Origin of the sequence: Paraburkholderia sp. JPY465 (assembly GCF_050436725.1) — a bacterium.
GTDB lineage: Bacteria > Pseudomonadota > Gammaproteobacteria > Burkholderiales > Burkholderiaceae > Paraburkholderia > Paraburkholderia youngii.
Window position 1 is genome coordinate 952018 of the sequence record NZ_JBNDMT010000003.1, and the last position, 18427, is coordinate 970444.

At 59.6% G+C, this 18427-nt stretch carries 15 protein-coding genes and 2 pseudogenes; 10 read left to right on the top strand and 7 right to left on the bottom strand.

The genetic code is table 11. The features are described 5' to 3' along the window. Positions 1 to 238: 238 nt before the first annotated feature. The 5 genes and pseudogenes from QFZ94_RS18985 to QFZ94_RS19005 all read left to right on the top strand — a co-directional run bounded on the left by QFZ94_RS18985 (position 239) and on the right by QFZ94_RS19005 (position 6061). Complete coding sequence (locus QFZ94_RS18985) at positions 239 to 1492, top strand: lipoprotein-releasing ABC transporter permease subunit (protein WP_368586049.1); 1254 nt, start codon at positions 239 to 241, stop codon at positions 1490 to 1492. Positions 1493 to 1523: 31 nt separating this feature from the next. Next, positions 1524 to 2240 carry a lipoprotein-releasing ABC transporter ATP-binding protein LolD gene (gene lolD, locus QFZ94_RS18990; RefSeq protein ID WP_018435427.1) on the top strand — a complete coding sequence of 239 codons (717 nt, stop codon included), beginning with the start codon at positions 1524 to 1526 and terminating at the stop codon, positions 2238 to 2240. Between the two features lie 126 nt (positions 2241 to 2366). Then, complete coding sequence (locus tag QFZ94_RS18995) at positions 2367 to 3155, top strand: TatD family hydrolase (RefSeq protein WP_368586050.1); 789 nt, start codon at positions 2367 to 2369, stop codon at positions 3153 to 3155. 113 nt (positions 3156 to 3268) lie between these two features. Then, positions 3269 to 4117 (top strand): annotated as a pseudogene (locus tag QFZ94_RS19000) (ComEC/Rec2 family competence protein); the annotation flags it as partial. Between the two features lie 66 nt (positions 4118 to 4183). After that, positions 4184 to 6061: a recombinase family protein gene (locus QFZ94_RS19005; protein WP_429458775.1), complete on the top strand. Its 1878-nt coding sequence runs from the start codon at positions 4184 to 4186 to the stop codon at positions 6059 to 6061. 427 nt (positions 6062 to 6488) lie between these two features. Here the strand turns inward: QFZ94_RS19005 and QFZ94_RS19010 are convergent, their stop codons facing one another. The 5 genes from QFZ94_RS19010 to QFZ94_RS19030 all read right to left on the bottom strand — a co-directional run bounded on the left by QFZ94_RS19010 (position 6489) and on the right by QFZ94_RS19030 (position 10165). Next, on the bottom strand, positions 6489 to 7022 hold the full coding sequence (locus tag QFZ94_RS19010) for a hypothetical protein (protein WP_429458777.1): 534 nt from the start codon (positions 7020 to 7022) through the stop codon (positions 6489 to 6491). 181 nt (positions 7023 to 7203) lie between these two features. Next, positions 7204 to 8289 carry an ADP-ribosylglycohydrolase family protein gene (locus QFZ94_RS19015; RefSeq protein WP_429458779.1) on the bottom strand — a complete coding sequence of 362 codons (1086 nt, stop codon included), beginning with the start codon at positions 8287 to 8289 and terminating at the stop codon, positions 7204 to 7206. 46 nt (positions 8290 to 8335) lie between these two features. Next, complete coding sequence (locus tag QFZ94_RS19020) at positions 8336 to 8818, bottom strand: hypothetical protein (protein ID WP_429458781.1); 483 nt, start codon at positions 8816 to 8818, stop codon at positions 8336 to 8338. A gap of 86 nt (positions 8819 to 8904) precedes the next feature. Next, positions 8905 to 9546 carry a recombinase family protein gene (locus QFZ94_RS19025; RefSeq protein WP_429458783.1) on the bottom strand — a complete coding sequence of 214 codons (642 nt, stop codon included), beginning with the start codon at positions 9544 to 9546 and terminating at the stop codon, positions 8905 to 8907. Between the two features lie 160 nt (positions 9547 to 9706). Further along, on the bottom strand, positions 9707 to 10165 hold the full coding sequence (locus QFZ94_RS19030) for a hypothetical protein (RefSeq protein WP_429458785.1): 459 nt from the start codon (positions 10163 to 10165) through the stop codon (positions 9707 to 9709). A 518-nt stretch (positions 10166 to 10683) separates the two neighbouring features. Between QFZ94_RS19030 and QFZ94_RS19035 the strand changes: the two genes are divergently transcribed. Continuing rightward, entirely contained in the window at positions 10684 to 11367 is a 684-nt protein-coding gene (locus QFZ94_RS19035; RefSeq protein WP_429458787.1) for a hypothetical protein, read from the top strand. Between the two features lie 25 nt (positions 11368 to 11392). Here the strand turns inward: QFZ94_RS19035 and QFZ94_RS19040 are convergent, their stop codons facing one another. Together QFZ94_RS19040 and QFZ94_RS19045 are read right to left on the bottom strand one after the other, a co-directional pair. After that, entirely contained in the window at positions 11393 to 11860 is a 468-nt protein-coding gene (locus QFZ94_RS19040; RefSeq protein WP_429458789.1) for a hypothetical protein, read from the bottom strand. 54 nt (positions 11861 to 11914) lie between these two features. After that, the gene (locus tag QFZ94_RS19045) at positions 11915 to 12826 is read right to left on the bottom strand and encodes a hypothetical protein (protein ID WP_429458791.1); all 912 of its coding nucleotides are present in this window, start codon (positions 12824 to 12826) and stop codon (positions 11915 to 11917) included. Between the two features lie 119 nt (positions 12827 to 12945). Between QFZ94_RS19045 and QFZ94_RS19050 the strand changes: the two are divergent. From QFZ94_RS19050 to kdsA, 4 genes and pseudogenes are all read left to right on the top strand, one after another. Then, positions 12946 to 14739 (top strand): annotated as a pseudogene (locus tag QFZ94_RS19050) (DNA internalization-related competence protein ComEC/Rec2); the annotation flags it as partial. 117 nt (positions 14740 to 14856) lie between these two features. Continuing rightward, positions 14857 to 15660 carry an alpha/beta fold hydrolase gene (locus QFZ94_RS19055; protein WP_429458793.1) on the top strand — a complete coding sequence of 268 codons (804 nt, stop codon included), beginning with the start codon at positions 14857 to 14859 and terminating at the stop codon, positions 15658 to 15660. Positions 15661 to 15803: 143 nt separating this feature from the next. Further along, a complete protein-coding gene (locus QFZ94_RS19060) occupies positions 15804 to 17465 on the top strand; it encodes a CTP synthase (RefSeq protein ID WP_368586053.1) in 1662 nt (553 codons plus the stop codon). Further along, a complete protein-coding gene (gene kdsA, locus QFZ94_RS19065; protein WP_013089801.1) occupies positions 17462 to 18316 on the top strand; it encodes a 3-deoxy-8-phosphooctulonate synthase in 855 nt (284 codons plus the stop codon). Before QFZ94_RS19060 ends, kdsA begins: the two co-directional genes overlap by 4 nt. The last annotated feature ends 111 nt before the right edge of the window (positions 18317 to 18427 follow it).

Sequence of the window (18427 nt, forward strand, 5' to 3'; positions counted from 1 at the left end):
GCTTTGCGCGAGCGGGCGGCATTGTGTGGCAAACTTCGCGCTTGATCGCTGGACGCGGCAGCGGTGGCGCACCGTGCCGCCACGCCTCCATGCGCCGGCGCAGCCGCACAGCGGCCGGCCGGGCGAGGAACGATCGGCGCCGCCGCGAGCCCAACGATCACGACGCTCGGGCCGCCCGGCACACGCTCGATGTTTGCCGCTCCCGACACACAGTCGAAGAACGCACAAAAGGATTCGCTTGAAATTTCCCTACGAATGGCAGATTGGCTGGCGCTACACACGCGCCGGTAAACGCACGACCGGTAACGGCTTCATATCGTTCATCGCGCTGGTGTCGATGTCGGGCATCGCGCTTGGCGTCGCGGCGCTGATCGTGGTGCTGTCGGTGATGAACGGCTTTCAGAAAGAGGTGCGCGACCGCATGCTGTCGGTGCTCGCGCACGTCGAGATCTTTTCGCCGACCGGTTCGATGCCCGACTGGCAACTGACTGCGAAGGAAGCGCGGCAGAACCAGCAGGTGATCGGCGCGGCGCCCTACGTCGAGGCGCAGGCGCTGCTCACGCGCCAGGATGCGGTGAGCGGCGTCGCATTGCGCGGCATCGAGCCGACGCTCGAGCCGGAAGTGTCCGATATCGGCAAGGAAATGAAGGGCGGCAAGCTGACCGACCTCCTGCCCGGCGACTTCGGCATCGTGCTCGGCGCCGATCTGGCGGCCAATCTCGGCGTGCAGCTGAACGACAAGATCACGCTCGTCGCGCCCGAAGGCACGATCACACCGGCCGGCATGCTGCCGCGCCTGAAGCAGTTCACGGTGGTCGGCATCTTCGAGTCGGGCCACTACGAATACGACAGCACGCTCGCGCTGATCAACATCAAGGACGCGCAGGCGCTGTTCCGGCTGCCTGCGCCGACCGGCGTGCGGCTGAGGCTCACCGATATGCAGCGCGCGCCGGAAGTCGCGCGTCAGCTCGCGCGCACGCTGTCGGGCGATCTGTACATTCGCGACTGGACCCAGCAGAACAAGACCTGGTTCTCGGCGGTGCAGATCGAGAAGCGCATGATGTTCATCATCCTGACGCTGATCATTGCGGTGGCCGCGTTCAATCTGGTGTCGTCGCTGGTGATGACGGTGACCAACAAACAGGCCGATATCGCGATCCTGCGCACGCTCGGCGCGCAGCCCGGCTCGATCATGAAGATCTTCGTCGTGCAGGGCGTGACGATCGGTTTCATCGGCACTGCGACCGGCGTCGCGCTCGGCTGTCTGATCGCGTGGAGCATCCCGTGGCTGGTGCCGATGATCGAGCATCTGCTCGGCGTGCAGTTCCTGCCGCCGTCGGTGTACTTCATCAGCGAGTTGCCGTCCGAGCTGGTTCCGGCCGACGTCGCTCGCATCGGCATCATCGCATTCGTGCTGTCCGCGCTCGCGACTCTGTATCCGAGCTGGCGCGGCGCGAAGGTCCGTCCGGCGGAGGCGCTGCGCTATGAATGACCGCCTCGTCCATCCCTCAACCGATTCATCCATGACCGCTCAGGACCCCGCGTCGTATCCGTACGTGCTCGAAGCCACCGGCATTTCCAAATCGTTCGTGCAGGGTGGCCTGAACGTGCAGGTGCTTAACAATGCCGAACTCGCCGTGCGGCGCGGCGAGAAGCTCGCGATCGTCGGCGCGTCGGGCTCCGGCAAGAGCACGCTGCTGCACGTGCTCGGCGGTCTCGACGATCCGAGCGCAGGCGAGGTGTCGGTGCTCGGCAAGCCGTTCACGAAGCTCTCCGAGCGCGAGCGCAACGACCTGCGCAATCGCGCGCTCGGTTTCGTTTATCAGTTTCACCATCTGCTGCCGGAGTTTTCCGCGCTCGATAACGTCGCGATGCCGCTACGAATTCGTCGCGAGACGACCGAAGTCGCGCGCCGTGAGGCGATGGCGGTGCTCGAGCGCGTCGGCATGGGGCATCGCGCGAAGCATCGGCCGGGCGAGCTGTCGGGCGGCGAGCGTCAGCGTGTCGCGATCGCGCGCGCGCTCGTCACGAAGCCCGCCTGCGTGCTCGCCGACGAGCCGACCGGTAACCTCGACGGCGGCACCGCCGACACCGTGTTCAACCTGATGCTCGAACTATCGCGCACGCTCGAGACGAGCTTCGTGATCGTCACGCACGACCCGGAGCTGGCGGGGCGCTGCGATCGCATCATGCGGCTGCGTGACGGCGTGCTGCACGAAGAGCCGCCGGTGCCGGTCTGAGCCCGGCTTGAGCCGGGGTTGAGTCAAACCCCGGCACGGTCGTTGCGGGCGATCCGCGGATGACCGACCGCCGCCGCGAACCGCCGGCCCACCTTCGGTCGGGTCCCATTGCCAGCGAGACAACCCATGTGGATCGATACGCACTGCCATCTCGACGCTTCGGAGTTCGACGCCGACCGTGACGCGGTTGCGGCGTCCGCGCGCGATGCGGGCGTGTCGCGCATCGTGATTCCGGCGATCGGGCGACAGAACTTCGCGGCGGTGCGCGAGCTCGCGCACCGCGTCGACGGCGGCGCGTACGCGCTCGGCATTCATCCGATGTACACGCCAGGCGCCGTCGACGCCGACCTCGACCTGCTGCGCATGGAGATCGAGGCGAGCCTCGACGATCCGCGCTTCGTCGGCATTGGCGAGATCGGGCTCGACTTTTTCGTCGACGGTCTCGACGATGCGCGCCAGCAATTTTTCTACAACGGCCAGTTGGAGCTCGCGCGCGAATTCGATCTGCCGGTCATCTGCCATGTACGCAAATCGCAGGATCAGGTGATCGCGGGACTGCGCCGGCACCAGATCCATCACGGCATCGCGCACGCGTTCAATGGCAGTTTCCAGCAGGCTCAGGCATATATCGATCAGGGCCTGCATCTCGGGTTCGGCGGCAACCTGACGTTCGAGCGCGCGCGGCAGATCCGCCGACTCGCCGAACAGCTGCCGCTCGACGCGCTGGTCGTCGAGACCGACGCGCCCGATATCGCGCCATCGTGGATGTACAAGCAGCGCAATTCGCCAGAGCAGATTCCGGCGATCGGGGCGAGCCTCGCGCAACTGCGCGGTGTCACTTCCGACGCAGCCGCCCTTGGCACAACGGCTAACGCGCTCGCCGCGCTGCCGCGACTCGCGCTTTCCTCTGCATAATCGATTCGGTTGATCGAATGGGTTCGCGCCGGGCGACGCCCACGCCCGGCGGGCTCGCCGCTGCCTGCTCGCCGGCGCGTGACGACGCCCGACGCCAGAGGCGCGGAGGGCGGATGCGGGCAGTCTGGTGTGGATTTGCGTTGGGTGTGATCTGGCTGCAGCGGCAGGCGACGTTGCCGGATGCGGGCGGATGGTGGGCGTTGATACTGGCCGGCTGTGCCGCCGCCGGCGTTGCCGGGTGGGGTTTGCGTGGCGCTGGAGCGGGCGCGGCGTACCGGCTCGAAAACGAGCGGCGCTTGTCGCACCAGTTCGCTAGCCGTGTATGGCGCGATGCCCGCATGCGGCGGGTGGCCGGTTGGGGCGCTGTATGGTGCGCGGCGATCTGCGTCGGCTTCGGCTATGCGGCTCTGCGCGCTCAAACGCGGCTCGCGGTGAGCCTGCCGCATGAGTGGCAAGGGCGCGATATCGAGGTCGTCGGCACTATCAAGGGATTGCCGACGCGCGACGACAAGGGCGCGCGCTTCCTGTTCGACGTTGAGTCGAACGATGCACGGCTCGCCGCCTTCCCGCGCGTGATCCAACTCGCCTGGATCGCGCGCGACGCCCCGGCGCCGCAGCTTGAACCGGGCGAGCGCTGGCGTCTGACCGTGCGCCTGAAGCGCCCGCACGGCAACGCGAATTTTGGCGTGCGCGATGCCGAGGCGAGTCTGCTCGCGCGCAACGTCCGCGCGACTGGTTACGTGAGCGTGCCGGATCATGCGCGGCGCCTCGCCGGTCGCGCGCGCGGGCTCGCCGTGCTGGTCGACCGCTGGCGCGCCGCGTTGCGCGCGCGTATCGACACGGTGCTCGCCGATGCGCCGCATCGCGGCATCGTCGTCGCGCTCGCGATCGGCGCGCAGGACCAGCTGAGCCGCGCCGACTGGCAATTGATGCGCGAAACCGGCACGAGTCATCTGGTGGCAAATTAGCGGTGATGAACACACACATAGTCGGTACAATCCATGCATCACTCTCTTGGGGCACTACCGATGCCACGCGCCTACTCGTATGTCCGATTCTCTACACCCGAACAAAGCAAAGGCGACTCGCTGAGACGGCAACAAGAACTCAGTGAAGCCTATGCTGCTGAACATGGGCTGACGCTGGACACCAGACTTACCTTCCATGACCTTGGGGTATCGGCTTACAAGGGTAGCAACGTCGAACGCGGACGCCTTGGTGACTTCATAGAAGCCTGCGAAAGCGGCTTGGTTGAACGCGGCAGCTACCTGCTGGTGGAAAGCCTTGATCGGATTTCACGCTCAGAAGTGGATAAAGCGTTGAGACTGTTTCTTTCGATCTTGGATCATGGAATTGTGGTCGTTACCCTGACAGACGGGCGTGTGTACCGTACTGGTGGCGCTGACGTATCGATGGACCTGATTATCAGCATCACGGTGATGGCTAGAGCGCACGAAGAATCGCTGACCAAATCGAAGCGCCAAAGGGCAGCGTGGAACACCAAGCGTGCGAACGCCGCAACGAAGAAGCTCACGGCACGTAGCCCGCTATGGTTGAAGCTGAACGCGGACCGGACACGGTTTGATTACATCCCAAAACGCGTCGAAGTCGTGAAGGAGATCATCAATCTTGCGAAGAACGGCTTCGGTCAGCTTGCCATCGCGAAGATGCTCAATGAACGTGGCACGCCAGCGTTCTCGGGTGAGAAGAACGCGTGGCACAGCAGCTACATTCAAAAAATCCTGACATCGAAGCAGCTATACGGTGAATTCCAACCCGGCGAAACGCTCAACGGAAAAAAGATCATCACCGGCCCACCCATCGATGACTACTACCCTGCGATCATCACCAAGGACGAGTTTTATTCGCTTCAAGCATTTCGTGCGCAGAACGCGGTTGGCGGTGGTCGCGCACGCAAAGGGAAAACCGTTCCGAACCTATTATCCGGTCTGCTGAGATGCGGCTATTGTGGGCGTTCGAACATGGTCATCGCCGGTGCCGCTGCGAAGCGCGTCAAGACGCCAGAAGGCGAAACCATCCGTCCGCCAAAGAAGGTCTTGGTCTGCGACGCGGCTAGGCGTGGAATGGGCTGCTACGCGGTTCAGTGGGGATACAACGAGTTCGAAGCCGCCTTCCTGACGTTCTGCCGTGGATTGTCGCTTGATGCCTTGCTTGCCGATCTTCGCAATGATACTGGACCGCAACCGGTGAAGCTCGAAGATCAACTACACGCCGAAGAACAAAAGATCGACGACATCCAGAAGAACATCGACAAACTGTTCGAACTGTTTTTTGGTGCTACGGAATTGACCAAAGCGGAAGTTCAGAAGCAACTGAACAGGCTTACCACCGACAAGACAAACGCCGAAGCGGCGAAGGAACGGCTGCTGATCGAGATTCAGCAACGGAAGGATTCAGGTACCGATTCGAAGGAAGTCGCTCGTCTTACGAAATCGCTAATTGAACAGATGGCAAACGTGACCGATGAAGAACGGTTCCGTGTTCGTGCCGCGCTTGCGGCGCAACTACGACGATTCATCGACATGGTCGAACTGCACGGTGCCGGTCGTCTGGTCACAAAGGACTTCATCAAGAAGCAGACGGCGGACCTGATTGAAGCTGGTATGTCGAAAGCCGATGCATCGAAGTATTGCGATGAACACTACCAGACCGAACCGAAGCGTCAGGGAAAGGGAGATCGTGGACGGTTTGCATCACGCGCCAACAACGGAAGGTTCTTCGTCATCAAGACCAAGCATGGCGGCTTCCGCGTGGTCTATCCGAAGTTCGATGATCCGACCGTTGCAATCGTTGAAGGCGGCTTCAACGACGGTGGACCGGGACTGACCGGCGAAGATGATCTGTTGCCCGCACTTCTCTACGAGATTGAGAACGAGAAGAAGTAGGTTGGTTACATGCCTTGCGACTGCACATGCACTTGTCGTCGCAGGCACAAGTCAGTGACTACTGATCGGCATTCGTTGATAACCGGTCAATCTTTGTCCACTGGAACCGTACCGCCTGATGCACATTAGGCTGTGCCATTGGTAAGCATCTTCATGATTCATGCAATACCGGTTACATGGATTCCCATCATCACGTCTTCGGATTCGTTTAATTTCTACACTGACCGACTTCTTGATTCACTTGTCGATTATGGAGTGAACAAATCCTATAGACGTGACTATGACTTCACCATGCGGCTAGAACTTCATCTATAACAGTGGTGACATCCTTCACTGCATAAATGACATGTCGCGTCTGTGCTGCCGACGCTGCCTTCATATAAGAGATAAAACCGACCACGACGCACGATGCGGGTTATTCAAGTCGTCAGGATGTGGAAGGAGTAAGGTATGTGTTCGAAATATCGATCTTATCAACCCCAAATCTCAGATCGTTTCCTTCATTTCGAACCATGTACATCATGTATTCCGCGATGCCATCTTTTGCTGGCCGCGAGAAGACCTGAATCTTGTCTTCTCGGACTTCCGCGTTATTAAATTTCCGAACGTTTTTCGTCCACGCAGCCCGCAGACGTGTCTCGAAATCAGCATCGTCACCGATACCGTCAATCAGGCAATGGGCGTGAAGCTCAACACCTGCGGCACGATCACCGCCCATCACCACGACCCTGCGAAGTTTTGATGCGCCTGACTTCTCGTTTTGCCTTCGCAAACTTCCCTTCAAGAATGTTTGGTCCAACTCACGCATGATCTGCGCGATTGGCTTTCTCCACATTTCTTTTTGCGTCCACAGGGGATAGCCAAGGGTCACTATTCGCCACCCATCTACTGGCTGGCTATCGACCCATGCGATCCAGTGATCGACGTTGGCAGGAAGAACTGTTGAATTGCTACTTGTCATTCGAATCGCGTTGAAGTGTTTCGAATACTTAGTGTCCTTCGAAGCAGCAATTATACCACAACCATAACTTTGGATCACGCTTTTTCTGACCTGTCAAGCCTTTTCGTGGCGATCACACAACAGGACGCATCGGCAGGATGGGATACGCAGGCGTCGCGTGCGTCGGCGATATGCTTCCAATCTACTGCTGGCGACGACGCCGTTCGCGGGCTTCCGACCAGTCGATCAACAAGGTCGGTACTCCATCGACCGCAACGCCAGCCCACGCATCTTCTTCGACCCACTCCGGCATGGGTCTGTTGATCCAAGTGGTCAGCAGCGATCCGGCAAGGTCATAGCCGCGCAAGTGTTGCAGCCATCGCACAGGAATGCCTTCAAGGCCATTCTTGATGCCCGCGAGTCCGCATGCGACAGCAGCGGTGGTATCAGTGTCATTACCGAACTGGATCGCGGTCTTCGCGACATCTTCGAATGTAGGCTGTTCAAGTGCCGTTCGTGCCGATAACAGGGTATCCAGAACATAGCCCGAACCGCGCGGTATCTCAGTCTTCATGAATCGCCGAATCAGATCGAGTTCCGCGAGAAATGTTAAGTCCGGTTTCCTTTCCACGGACCATCGCTGGTAGACGGCTTCCAGATGCTCATCAGCCCACTTCCACGGATCATCAATCTTCCAAAGATAGGCTCGGGCGACAAGCGAATACAGGGCGCACGCGACCAACGAACGCGGATGTGCGTGGGTTGGCATCGACTGTAGGTGCGCCGCACCGACGATAGCCCTGTCGGGTCCCATGTGCCACAGCGCCATCGGTAGGACACGCATGAGACTGCCGTTCCCATTGTCTCGTTCGTTTGCACCACCAGCTTCGCGCAGTGACATACCGTCTCGAAGGCGATCTAAGGCACGCGATGTCTGGATGCCGATGTCGAAGACATCTCCATCGACTGCCATGTAGCCTTCGTCCGCCCATCGCACCAGTCGATCCGAGAAGTCAGTAAGCGAGAACCGACTACGTTCAAGCAGCGACGCCAGCAGACACAACGCCTGCGATCCATCGTCACTCCAAGTGCCAATCGGAACACCGGCATGTGCGCGGCGGAATGCGGGCGGTGGCGACATTTCGATCAGTTCCCGCGACGGGATGTCAGCAGCGTCGTGGAACTCAAATCCCACTCCCAAAGCGTCACCGATCAGCAACCCAACCATACCGCTGACGCGCCGATCCGTGCAGCCTTGCAACGACAGGAAACCATCTTGTTTATCCATCGACTCTCCTTGATAGTTGAACGCTTTTTGCGATCACACAACTCGATCAGCGCCGCACGAACGAGCTACGCGTGGTCAGCGCAGGCCAAGGTATCGGCAAATACTCACCATCTCGGTACAGGCCGCGCCCGTACTTGGTGTAGAGCATTCCAAGGGCGAACAGCGGCGCATAGGGTGGCCGACCGCAGCGGAAGAATCCGATGTAGCGAAGGCCGTCAGCGTTGGCGATAAACGCCGCATGGATCGCTCGATACAGATCGTCGCTGTCGGTGGGGCAACCTGCATTATCGGAAACAAGCGCCACGTACTTGCAGATGTGTTGGCCTTCCGTGTCTTCGAACCAGCCGCCTACGTCAGATGCGTCGGTGCTGTCGTTCGAGACTTCGACACGTACACGCAACGGCACCTTGCGGGCGAGATATGTGCGCGGAAAAAACCAGAGATCGAACGACGACCTTCGAAGGTCAGCTTCGTCAATTGTCCGACCGTCGCCACGGACCGGAATGGAAAGGCGCGAAATGTCATTCATGACACTCTCCGTTTTAGCCGCAGTTCGACGTGATTGTCAGGTGGCGGCAAGCTGGACAAATCCCACCTTTGGTCGGTTGACGTTCGTTATCGATCAACTACTTGGTTGATCTCGCCGACGCCCTTCATCTTCTGGCCCAGCCGGGACAACGTCGAACGGGAACAGCCGGTCGCGGCAATGATGCTGTTCCAGCTTTGACCGTTCTTCAACATAGCTATGATGGCGGCGTTCCGTTGGTCATCCGGCTTCCGACCGCGATAGCCACCTGCCGCCTTCAACTTCTCGATCCCTTGCGCTTGGCGACGACGCCGATCTTCGTAATCTTTCCGGGCAATCGCAGCCAGCATGTCCAGCATCATTGAGTTCAACGCGTCCATCATTCGACCGGTGACGTCGTCGGACTGACTGGTCATCACCCAAGAAGTGGGAAGATCAAGCGCAACGACACGCACACGCCGGGATTGAAGTTCTGCCTTTAATCGGTTCCAGTCGTCCGCGTTCAGGCGAGACAGCCGATCCACCTGTTCGACCAACAATACGTCGCCTTCGTGGCAGTCACTCAGTAGACGGAAAAGTTCGGGTCGTTGAAGTGAAGCCCCCGATTCATTCTCCACGTAAAACGAAACGATGTTCAGTCCACGTTCCTTCGCAAATGCAATCAGTTCGTTCTTGGCGCGTGACGCGTCTTGCTCTTTAGTTGATGCACGAAGGTATCCGCGAACGTACATGTGTGGCCCATCCGGTCTGATTAGGGTGGTTCGCATAATATCGGTTCGATATGGGTTATGTCAACACATATAACGAACCGCTGTGCGTGTAGTTCCGTTGGGGCATACCTTTACGAAACCAGCGGAAAGTGACGGCTGGCTGTCCATAAATAAGCGGACGCTACTCCACGCGGGATGGATTATCCCAGTGAGCTTTGATGATGCTTTCTTCGAATGGGCCGAAGACAGCACCTTCGTGCGTCACGTTTAGGTCTTTGCCGCAAGTTGACGAATATGGGATGTTTGCACTGTCGGTGTACGTAGCGCCTAATCCTGTCGTATTCACATGCTGCAACCACTCTAGGTCGAACTTGCCGTCCTTCGAAAGTGGCGGTACGCGAACCGGATTGCACCATTCTTTGGTCGTTCGCGTCAGTTTTTGCGCAACAACAATGTTCAGCGCGGGACCACTGCCGACATTTCGAAGTATCCAGCCGACCGCTCCGTCATACACAAAGACCAACGCAGGTTTGCGGTCCAAAACCGCCTTGCGGGCGGTGTCACGCCGGGTTAAAAGATAGGTAAAAGCCGACCAAAAGAACGAGATTAGGGAAAGGACCAGCGACGCGTTATCTTTCATTTTCTGTCTCCGTAGGCGACCCCATCAGAGCGCAGCCTAGAAACATGCGGCTGCCGCCGAAGATTTATTTTAGTTCATGGGGTAACACTGGATTCAGCGCGTGATATGCGTATCACCGGCGTCGGCGGGTCTAACACTATCGCCGTCACTGGCAACAGTCAGCGTCAGTGGTAACAGTGCTTCACTCGCAACGTCTCGCCAGCACCACCGCGCTGACCACTGCACAACCGCCAACGATCAGTGATGGTTTGTATTGTGGCTGTTGACTGTTGTCAGCGGGTGGCATTAACGAAACAGTATGTAACCGTCAGTGGTACGTCACCGTCAGTGGTACGTCACCGTCAGTGGTACGTCACCGTCAGTGGTACGTCACCGTCAGTGCTACGTCACCATCATTGGTATGTCGCCGTTGCAATGCCTTCATCACCATTGGAGTTGCAACGTGATTGCATAACCATATACCCTTCGATTGACGCCTTTCCGACGCAAGGCAGCAAAACAGACAGGTGGAACGGCCAATGAAGAAATTCGATCCGGAAAAATTCCTTAGAACACCATTATATGCTTTTGACTTTCGATTTATGATTGGTGACGTAAAAGATTTTCTTGAATCATCAGAGTGCAACATCGATCTGCAATTTCAGCGCGAGTTACATGCGATTTCTCAAAAAGATTTCAAAGGGTTCCCGGCTGGCTACCGCGACCACTTAGAAGAGAATGCCAATTATAGATTCAAGGTGAGCTTGCCATTGCGTGTCCGCTATGGCGCACTACTTGCGCTCACCACATCCGTTGAGTGGTCGGTCGAAATTCTGAATAAAAATGCCACGGAACGTGTCGTGGCAAAGAGAAATAAAAAGGAATGTGAAAGCAATCGCACAGTCGAAATTATGCGCGAACTTGTTTCCCGGACAGGGCTTTCCGTCGAATCAACGATTGACGATTACGAAGCATTGATTTTTGTTCGCAACTGTATTACGCACAGTGCAGGTATCGTAGATACATATAAACACAAAAAGACGTTACCAGAGTATGTAAAGCGTCTTCGCGGGATCGGCATTGGAAACTGGCAATTTTTTGGAGATCATATATGCATCGAGCGAAATGCACTAAATGAATATATTGACGAAATGGCAAACCTTATCGTTAATCTCCATCAATTGATGCACGAACGCGGACTTACACGGATTGGTACGGAATAAACGTCACCAAAAACAATGTACGGCTTTACAAATATAAATGTGGGTCGATTTCACTATCTACCAATGCGGTGGATAGCACGACGCCCCGTAAAAGTCTATGTTTAAATACGTCGCTTTTAAGGATTGGAGAATCGGCCCCCTTGATTTCAACATCCAAACTGTTCGGAAAACGTCCCCTTGCCCCAAGCAACAGAAGGCGTTCATACTGAACATGTGGGAGCGCAAACTTTATTTCGAATTTCGTAAATTCACCAAATTCCAAATACCTGATTATCCCAACTGACTCCGACACCGGATTATCATCGTCGTCGGCGTAGATCATTAGCCGCCCGGAAAGTGACCCGAGCGGCGTATTTTCCAAAAAGTCAAAATCACCATCCGAAACCTTCACCTTTCCGACGATAAATGAGAACGCTTCTGGTTTATCATTTTCACCACCGCCAATCCCAAATTGTTCGTTAATTGATACATCGAAGATTTTGAAAGTAGTCATGTTTGCGCCATTGTTTGGAAGGCAGTACGGATATTTCAGCGTCGTCTTCGAATCTCACTTGATGCCGTAATATCGGCCAAGGACATCGGCCAATAGATTTCCACCAGCGCCAATCCCAATCGCCCATGCACCGTCAATCGCTTTCGCGGTCATTTTGGTCATCCACGACTTGACCTTCGGGCCGAATTGCATCGTCTCAGCTACGGCCTTCGGATCATCATCGTCTATGGCGGCTTTCAGTTCGTCCACGTCAGTCTCGCTGACGCCCGTTTCCTTGAAGGCTCTCGCCAGTGCAGCGAAGTCACCCTTGGTCACGGCGTTTGTGATGGTGGTTTCGTTGTTGTTCCCAAAAACAAACGTCGCGTTGTCGCCGAAAACGGCAGAAGCGAACATTCCCGGAGCGTCGATACCCTTCGCTGCTTCCTTCATCTCGTCGTCCGTCACGTCACCAAGTTCCCCTTGCAGATTGAGCGCGAAATCCAGCAACCGGGACCGAACTTCAATGAGCACATTTACGATTTGCGTGGGTTCGAACTGGACCCACGCCCTATCTATATGAAAACTTGGGTCAATCCCACCCTTGGCGAGAAGCGCATAGAACTCTGGTTGGACCGGTCTCATCAAAGAGTCCGTTCCTGCCGACAGTTGTTCTAACACCTGAACTGATTGACGTAGTTTCTCGATGCGGAATCTTTCCCGCACGTCTTTTTCAAGATGCGCCGTGGGTAACTGTGTTGCAGGGTAGCGCCAAGCGATGTTGGAAACGTCACCGTGAAGACGTATCGGGATGACTCGATAGTCCGGGACTACTCTATCGGTCGTGTAGCCATTCAACTCGTCGTTCACCCATTCAGCAAGCTCCTTGTGTCCGATCCGGTGCATCAACACCTTCGTCTTTAGGAGCGCATCCGTCAGCGAACCATCCTTGTCGCTCAGAAGGGTGACAACGTCTTCGAGTAATCGCATTTACCGCGCCGCTTTCGTCAGGATATTAAATTTTACCGGAAAGCAACCGGAGAAGAGAGCGCAGCCCGTTCAATAAGCAGCATTGCGGAAGGACATGAAGGTTCATGTGTGTTCTACACCACATTATCGCGATTTCGGGCTTGCATATCGGCTTGGTCGCGGGGCTGACCGGCTGGCTCGCGGCAGCAATCTGGCGACGCTCGGGCTGGCTCGGCCGCAACTGGCCGCTGCGCTTGCCCGCGCAGCTCGTCGGCGTGACGGCCGGGGCGCTCTTCGCTGCGCTGCATGCCGCGCTCGCGGGCTTCAACGTGCCGGCGCAACGCGCGCTGTGGATGGCCGCGCTCGTCGCGCTGGCGTTCGTCGGCGGCCGGCAGCTGGCGCGTTCAACGGTGCTCGCGTGGGCGCTCGGGCTCGTGTTGCTGATCGATCCGTGGGCGGTCGTGTCGGCGGGATTCTGGCTGTCGTTCGGCGCGGTCGGCGCGATCCTGTTCGCGTTGTCGGGGCGGCCGCGCGTGCGGGGTCCGCAGGCGTCACGTCAGCATGAAGACGGGGAGGGCGGCGCGGCGCAAGCCAGGTGGCTGGCGCTGCGTCCGGTGTTGATCCTGCATCTGCGCGCTCTCGCCGAACGCTTGCGCAGCGCCGCGCACGTGCAATTCGCGGTGACGGTCGCGCTTGCGCCGCTGACCGCCTACTGGTTCGCGCAGATTCCGCTCGTCGGTCCGCTCGCGAACGCGTTCGCGATTCCGTGGGTGAGCGCGCTCGTCACGCCGGCGGTGCTCGCGGGCGTCGCATTGCCCGCGCCGCTCGACGCGTTCGCGTGGCACGCCGCGCACGCGCTGCTCGATGGCCTCGCGGCAGGCCTGCAACTGGTGTCGGGACCGCGCTGGACGCTGTGGTGGTTGCCGCAGCCGCATGCGTGGCCGCTCGCCGCGGCGGCGCTCGGTGTGCTGTGGTGTCTCGCGCCGCGTGGCTGGCCGCTGCGCTGGGCGGCGCCGCTGACGTGGCTGCCGCTGCTGATGCCTGGCGCAAACGGCGCGCTCGCCGAGCCATCGGGTGCGTTCCGTCTGACTGCGCTCGATGTCGGGCAGGGCACGTCGGTGCTCGTGCAGACCGCGCATCACGCGTTGCTGTTCGATGCCGGCCCCGGCCCGGAATCGACGCATGCTGGCGAGCGAGTGGTGGTGCCGTTCCTGCAGGCGCAAGGTGTGACGATGCTCGATACGCTGATGATCAGCCACGACGATTCGGATCATTCGGGTGGCGCGCCGGCAGTGCTCGACGCGATCGAGGTGGGTCAGCTGGTGGCCGGACTGAGGCCGGACAATCCGCTGTGGCCGAAGGCAAAACAGCATGGCGCGCAGACGCTGCCGTGTGTGGCGGGGCAGCGCTGGCAGTGGGACGGTGTCGAATTCGCGGTATTGTGGCCGGACGCCGGGGCGCTCACCGGCAAGGCGAACGAGCATTGCTGCGCGTTGAGGGTCAGCACGTTGCCCGCCACCAACGCAGGTCAGGCGGCGTCGGTCAGTGCGAACGCGCCGCGTTTCGCGGCCCTGCTGACCGCCGACATCGAAGCGCCGACCGAGCGCGCGCTGCTCGCACGCGATCGCGAGATGTTACGCGCGCAAGTATTGGTAGTGCCGCATCATGGCAGCAAAACCTCGTCGACCGAACCGTTCCTCGACTCTATCGATCCGTCCATCGCGTTATTTCAGGTAGGCTACGAGAATCGTTTTCATCATCCGAACGCGGGCGTGTTCGCGCGCTATGTAGCGCGTCATATCGAGCTCGCGCGCAGCGATCGCGATGGCGCCGTCAGGGTCGACGTCGATCCGCGCGCGCGCGCTGAGGAGGGCGCCGCGCTCACGCTCGAGCGCTATCGCGACACGCAGCGCCGCTACTGGATGGAGCCCTGAGCGCGTCGCCGCTCAATGAGCGCAACGGCGCAGACAACCGGCGCAAGCAGCGGTATAAGCAGCGGCACAGGCGAAGCACCCGCCCGCGCGTAAAAAACACCACGGAGATTGCCGCAGTTGAAAAACATCATCCATTTCTCGCACGCGAACGGCTTTCCGGCCTCGACTTACCGGACCATCTTCGCCGAACTCTCCGACGACTACGAGGTGCGCTCAATCGAGCGGATCGGTCATGATCCGCGCTTTCCGGTCACGCAGGACTGGCCCCATCTGGTCGAGCAACTGCTCGACGATATCGCGCGCAGGTACGAGCAGCCGGTGTGGCTCGTCGGGCATTCGCTCGGCGGTTATCTGTCGGTGATGGCGGCGCTGAAAAAGCCGCAGTGGGTGAGGGGCGTCGTGATGCTCGACTCGCCGGTGATCGCCGGCTGGCGCAGCAGCATGCTGCGCGTGTCGCAATGGACCGGGCTCGACGAGCGGCTGTCGCCCGCCGCCGCGACGCGCAAGCGCCGCACGCAATGGGCGAGCCGCGACGAAGCCTGGCGGCACTTCCATTCGAAACCCGCGTTCGCGCGCTGGGACGAGCGCATGCTGTCCGACTACATCGACTTCGGCATTCCGCAGAGTTCGCCCGACGGCACCCGCTTGCTCGCGTTCGATCGTCGCACCGAATACCAGATCTACCGAACTTTGCCGCATACGCTCGGCGCGCGGCTCGCGCGCGGCGCGGCGGTGCCGGTCGGGTTCATCGCCGGCACGCACTCGAAGGAAATTCGCCAGGTCGGTCTCGACGCGACGCGGCGTGCGACCGGCGGTCACGTCGAGTGGATCGAGGGCAGCCATCTGTATCCGATGGAAAAGCCGATCGAAACCGCGCGCGCGGTGCAACGCATGTTGCGCGAGCTGGATCGAACCGCCTGACGCACTGCGCGCACGAAGCGGGCCCCAAACTGCTGCGCCGGCTGCCGCCCGACGCGGCATCGGCACGCGGCGGGGCGGTCGTTTTTTGCTGGGTCGGGACCATCCTTTACGGTATAATCCGTTTTTCCCGCGAGCATCCAGCGATGACCAAATATGTTTTCGTCACCGGCGGCGTAGTATCTTCCCTCGGCAAGGGTATTGCCGCCGCTTCCCTCGCCGCGATCCTCGAATCGCGCGGTCTTAAAGTCACCCTCCTCAAACTCGATCCCTACATCAACGTCGACCCCGGCACGATGAGCCCGTTTCAGCACGGCGAAGTGTTCGTGACGGAAGACGGAGCGGAAACCGACCTCGACCTCGGCCACTACGAGCGCTTCATCAGCACGAAGATGCGCAAGGCCAACAACTTCACCACGGGCCAGATTTACGAATCGGTTATCCGCAAGGAACGCCGCGGCGATTATCTCGGCAAGACCGTGCAGGTCATTCCGCACATCACCAACGAAATCCAGGCATTCGTCGAACGCGGCGCAGCTTCTGCGACGTGCGGCGAGCCGGATGTCGCGATCGTCGAAGTGGGTGGCACGGTGGGTGACATCGAATCGCTGCCGTTCCTCGAAGCGGCGCGTCAGATGAGCCTGCGCCTCGGCCGCAACAGCGCGTGCTTCGTGCACCTCACGCTGGTGCCCTGGGTGGCCACGGCCGGCGAGCTCAAAACCAAGCCTACCCAGCACAGCGTGCAGAAGCTGCGCGAAATCGGCATCTCGCCGCACGTGCTGCTGTGCCGCGCCGACCGCCGCATTCCGGACGACGAGCGCGCGAAAATCTCGCTGTTCTCGAACGTGCCCGAAGACGCGGTGATTTCCGTTTGGGACGCGGACAGCATCTACAAGATTCCGCAGATGCTGCACGACCAGGGTCTCGACGCGATCATCTGCGAAGAGCTGAAGCTCACGCCGAAGGCGGCCGATCTCTCCATGTGGTCGGACCTCGTCGACAAGCTGCAGAACCCGAAGCACGAAGTGACGATCGGCATGGTCGGCAAGTACGTCGATCTGACCGAGTCGTACAAGTCGCTGATCGAAGCGCTGCGCCATGCGTCGATGCATACGTCGACGCGTGTGAATATCGAGTACATCGACTCCGAAGAGATAGAAACGCAAGGCGTCGAAAGCCTCAAGCATCTCGACGCGGTGCTCGTGCCGGGCGGCTTCGGCCGTCGCGGCACCGAAGGCAAGATCGCTGCGATCCGCTACGCACGCGAAGCGAAGGTGCCGTATCTCGGCATCTGCCTCGGCATGCAGCTCGCGGTGATCGAATTCGCGCGTGACGTGGTCGGCCTGAAGGACGCGAACAGCACCGAGTTCGATCAGGAAACGAAGAACCGCGTGGTCGCGCTGATCACCGAGTGGTACGACCGCGAAGGCCGCGTCGAGAAGCGCACCGAAGAGTCGGACCTCGGCGGCACGATGCGTCTGGGTTCGCAGCGTTGCCCGATCAAGCCCGGCACGCTCGCCGAAGAGATCTACGGCACGGATGTGAACGAGCGTCATCGTCACCGTTATGAGGTGAATAACCGTTTCGTGCCCCAGCTCGAAGGCGGTGGCCTCATCATTAGCGCCCGTACCCCGAGCGAGGATCTGCCGGAAATGATGGAGCTGCCGCGCAGCATGCACCCGTGGTTCGTCGGCGTGCAATTCCACCCGGAATTCACGTCCACGCCGCGTGACGGTCATCCGCTGTTCAAGTCGTTCGTCGAAGCGGCGCTCGCGCATCAGCAGTCGAGGGTCGAGGAGAAAGCATGAAACTGGGCGATTTCGAAATCGGGCTCGACAAGCCGTTTTTCCTGATCGCCGGTACCTGTGTCGTCGAATCCGAACAGATGACGATCGACACGGCCGGCCGCCTGAAGGAAATCTGCGCGAAGCTGAACATTCCGTTCATCTACAAGTCGTCGTACGACAAGGCCAATCGCAGCAGCGGCAAGTCGTTTCGCGGTCTGGGCATGGACGAAGGTCTGCGCATCCTGTCGGAAGTGAAGCGCCAGCTCGGCCTGCCGGTGCTGACCGACGTGCACGCCGAGCACGAGATCGAGCAGGTCGCGTCGGTCGTCGACGTGCTGCAAACGCCCGCGTTCCTGTGCCGTCAGACCGACTTCATCCACGCGTGCGCGCGCTCGGGCAAGCCGGTCAACATCAAGAAGGGGCAGTTTCTCGCGCCGCACGACATGAAGAACGTGATCGACAAGGCGCGCGACGCCGCGCGTGAAGCGGGTCTGTCGGAAGACCGCTTCATGGCGTGCGAGCGCGGCGTATCGTTCGGCTATAACAACCTCGTGTCGGACATGCGTTCGCTCGCGATCATGCGCGAGACCAACGCGCCGGTCGTGTTCGACGCGACGCACTCGGTGCAGTTGCCGGGCGGTCAGGGCACGAGCTCGGGCGGTCAGCGCGAATTCGTGCCGGTGCTCGCGCGTGCCGCGGTGGCGGTCGGCGTCGCGGGCCTGTTCATGGAAACGCACCCGAATCCGGCGCAAGCGAAGTCGGACGGGCCCAATGCGGTGCCGCTCAATCGCATGGCCGACCTGCTCGAGACGCTCGTCACACTCGACCAGGCCGTCAAGCGCGGCCCGTTCCTCGAAAGCGACTTCAACTGATTCAGGTGTGCGCCGCGTGTCACGATTGCTCTCGATAATGACCCGCGGCGTTTTCGCATAATGGTCGTCGAACGTATCGGCGCGCGAGTTGTCTGTCGGGGAGGCCGGCAG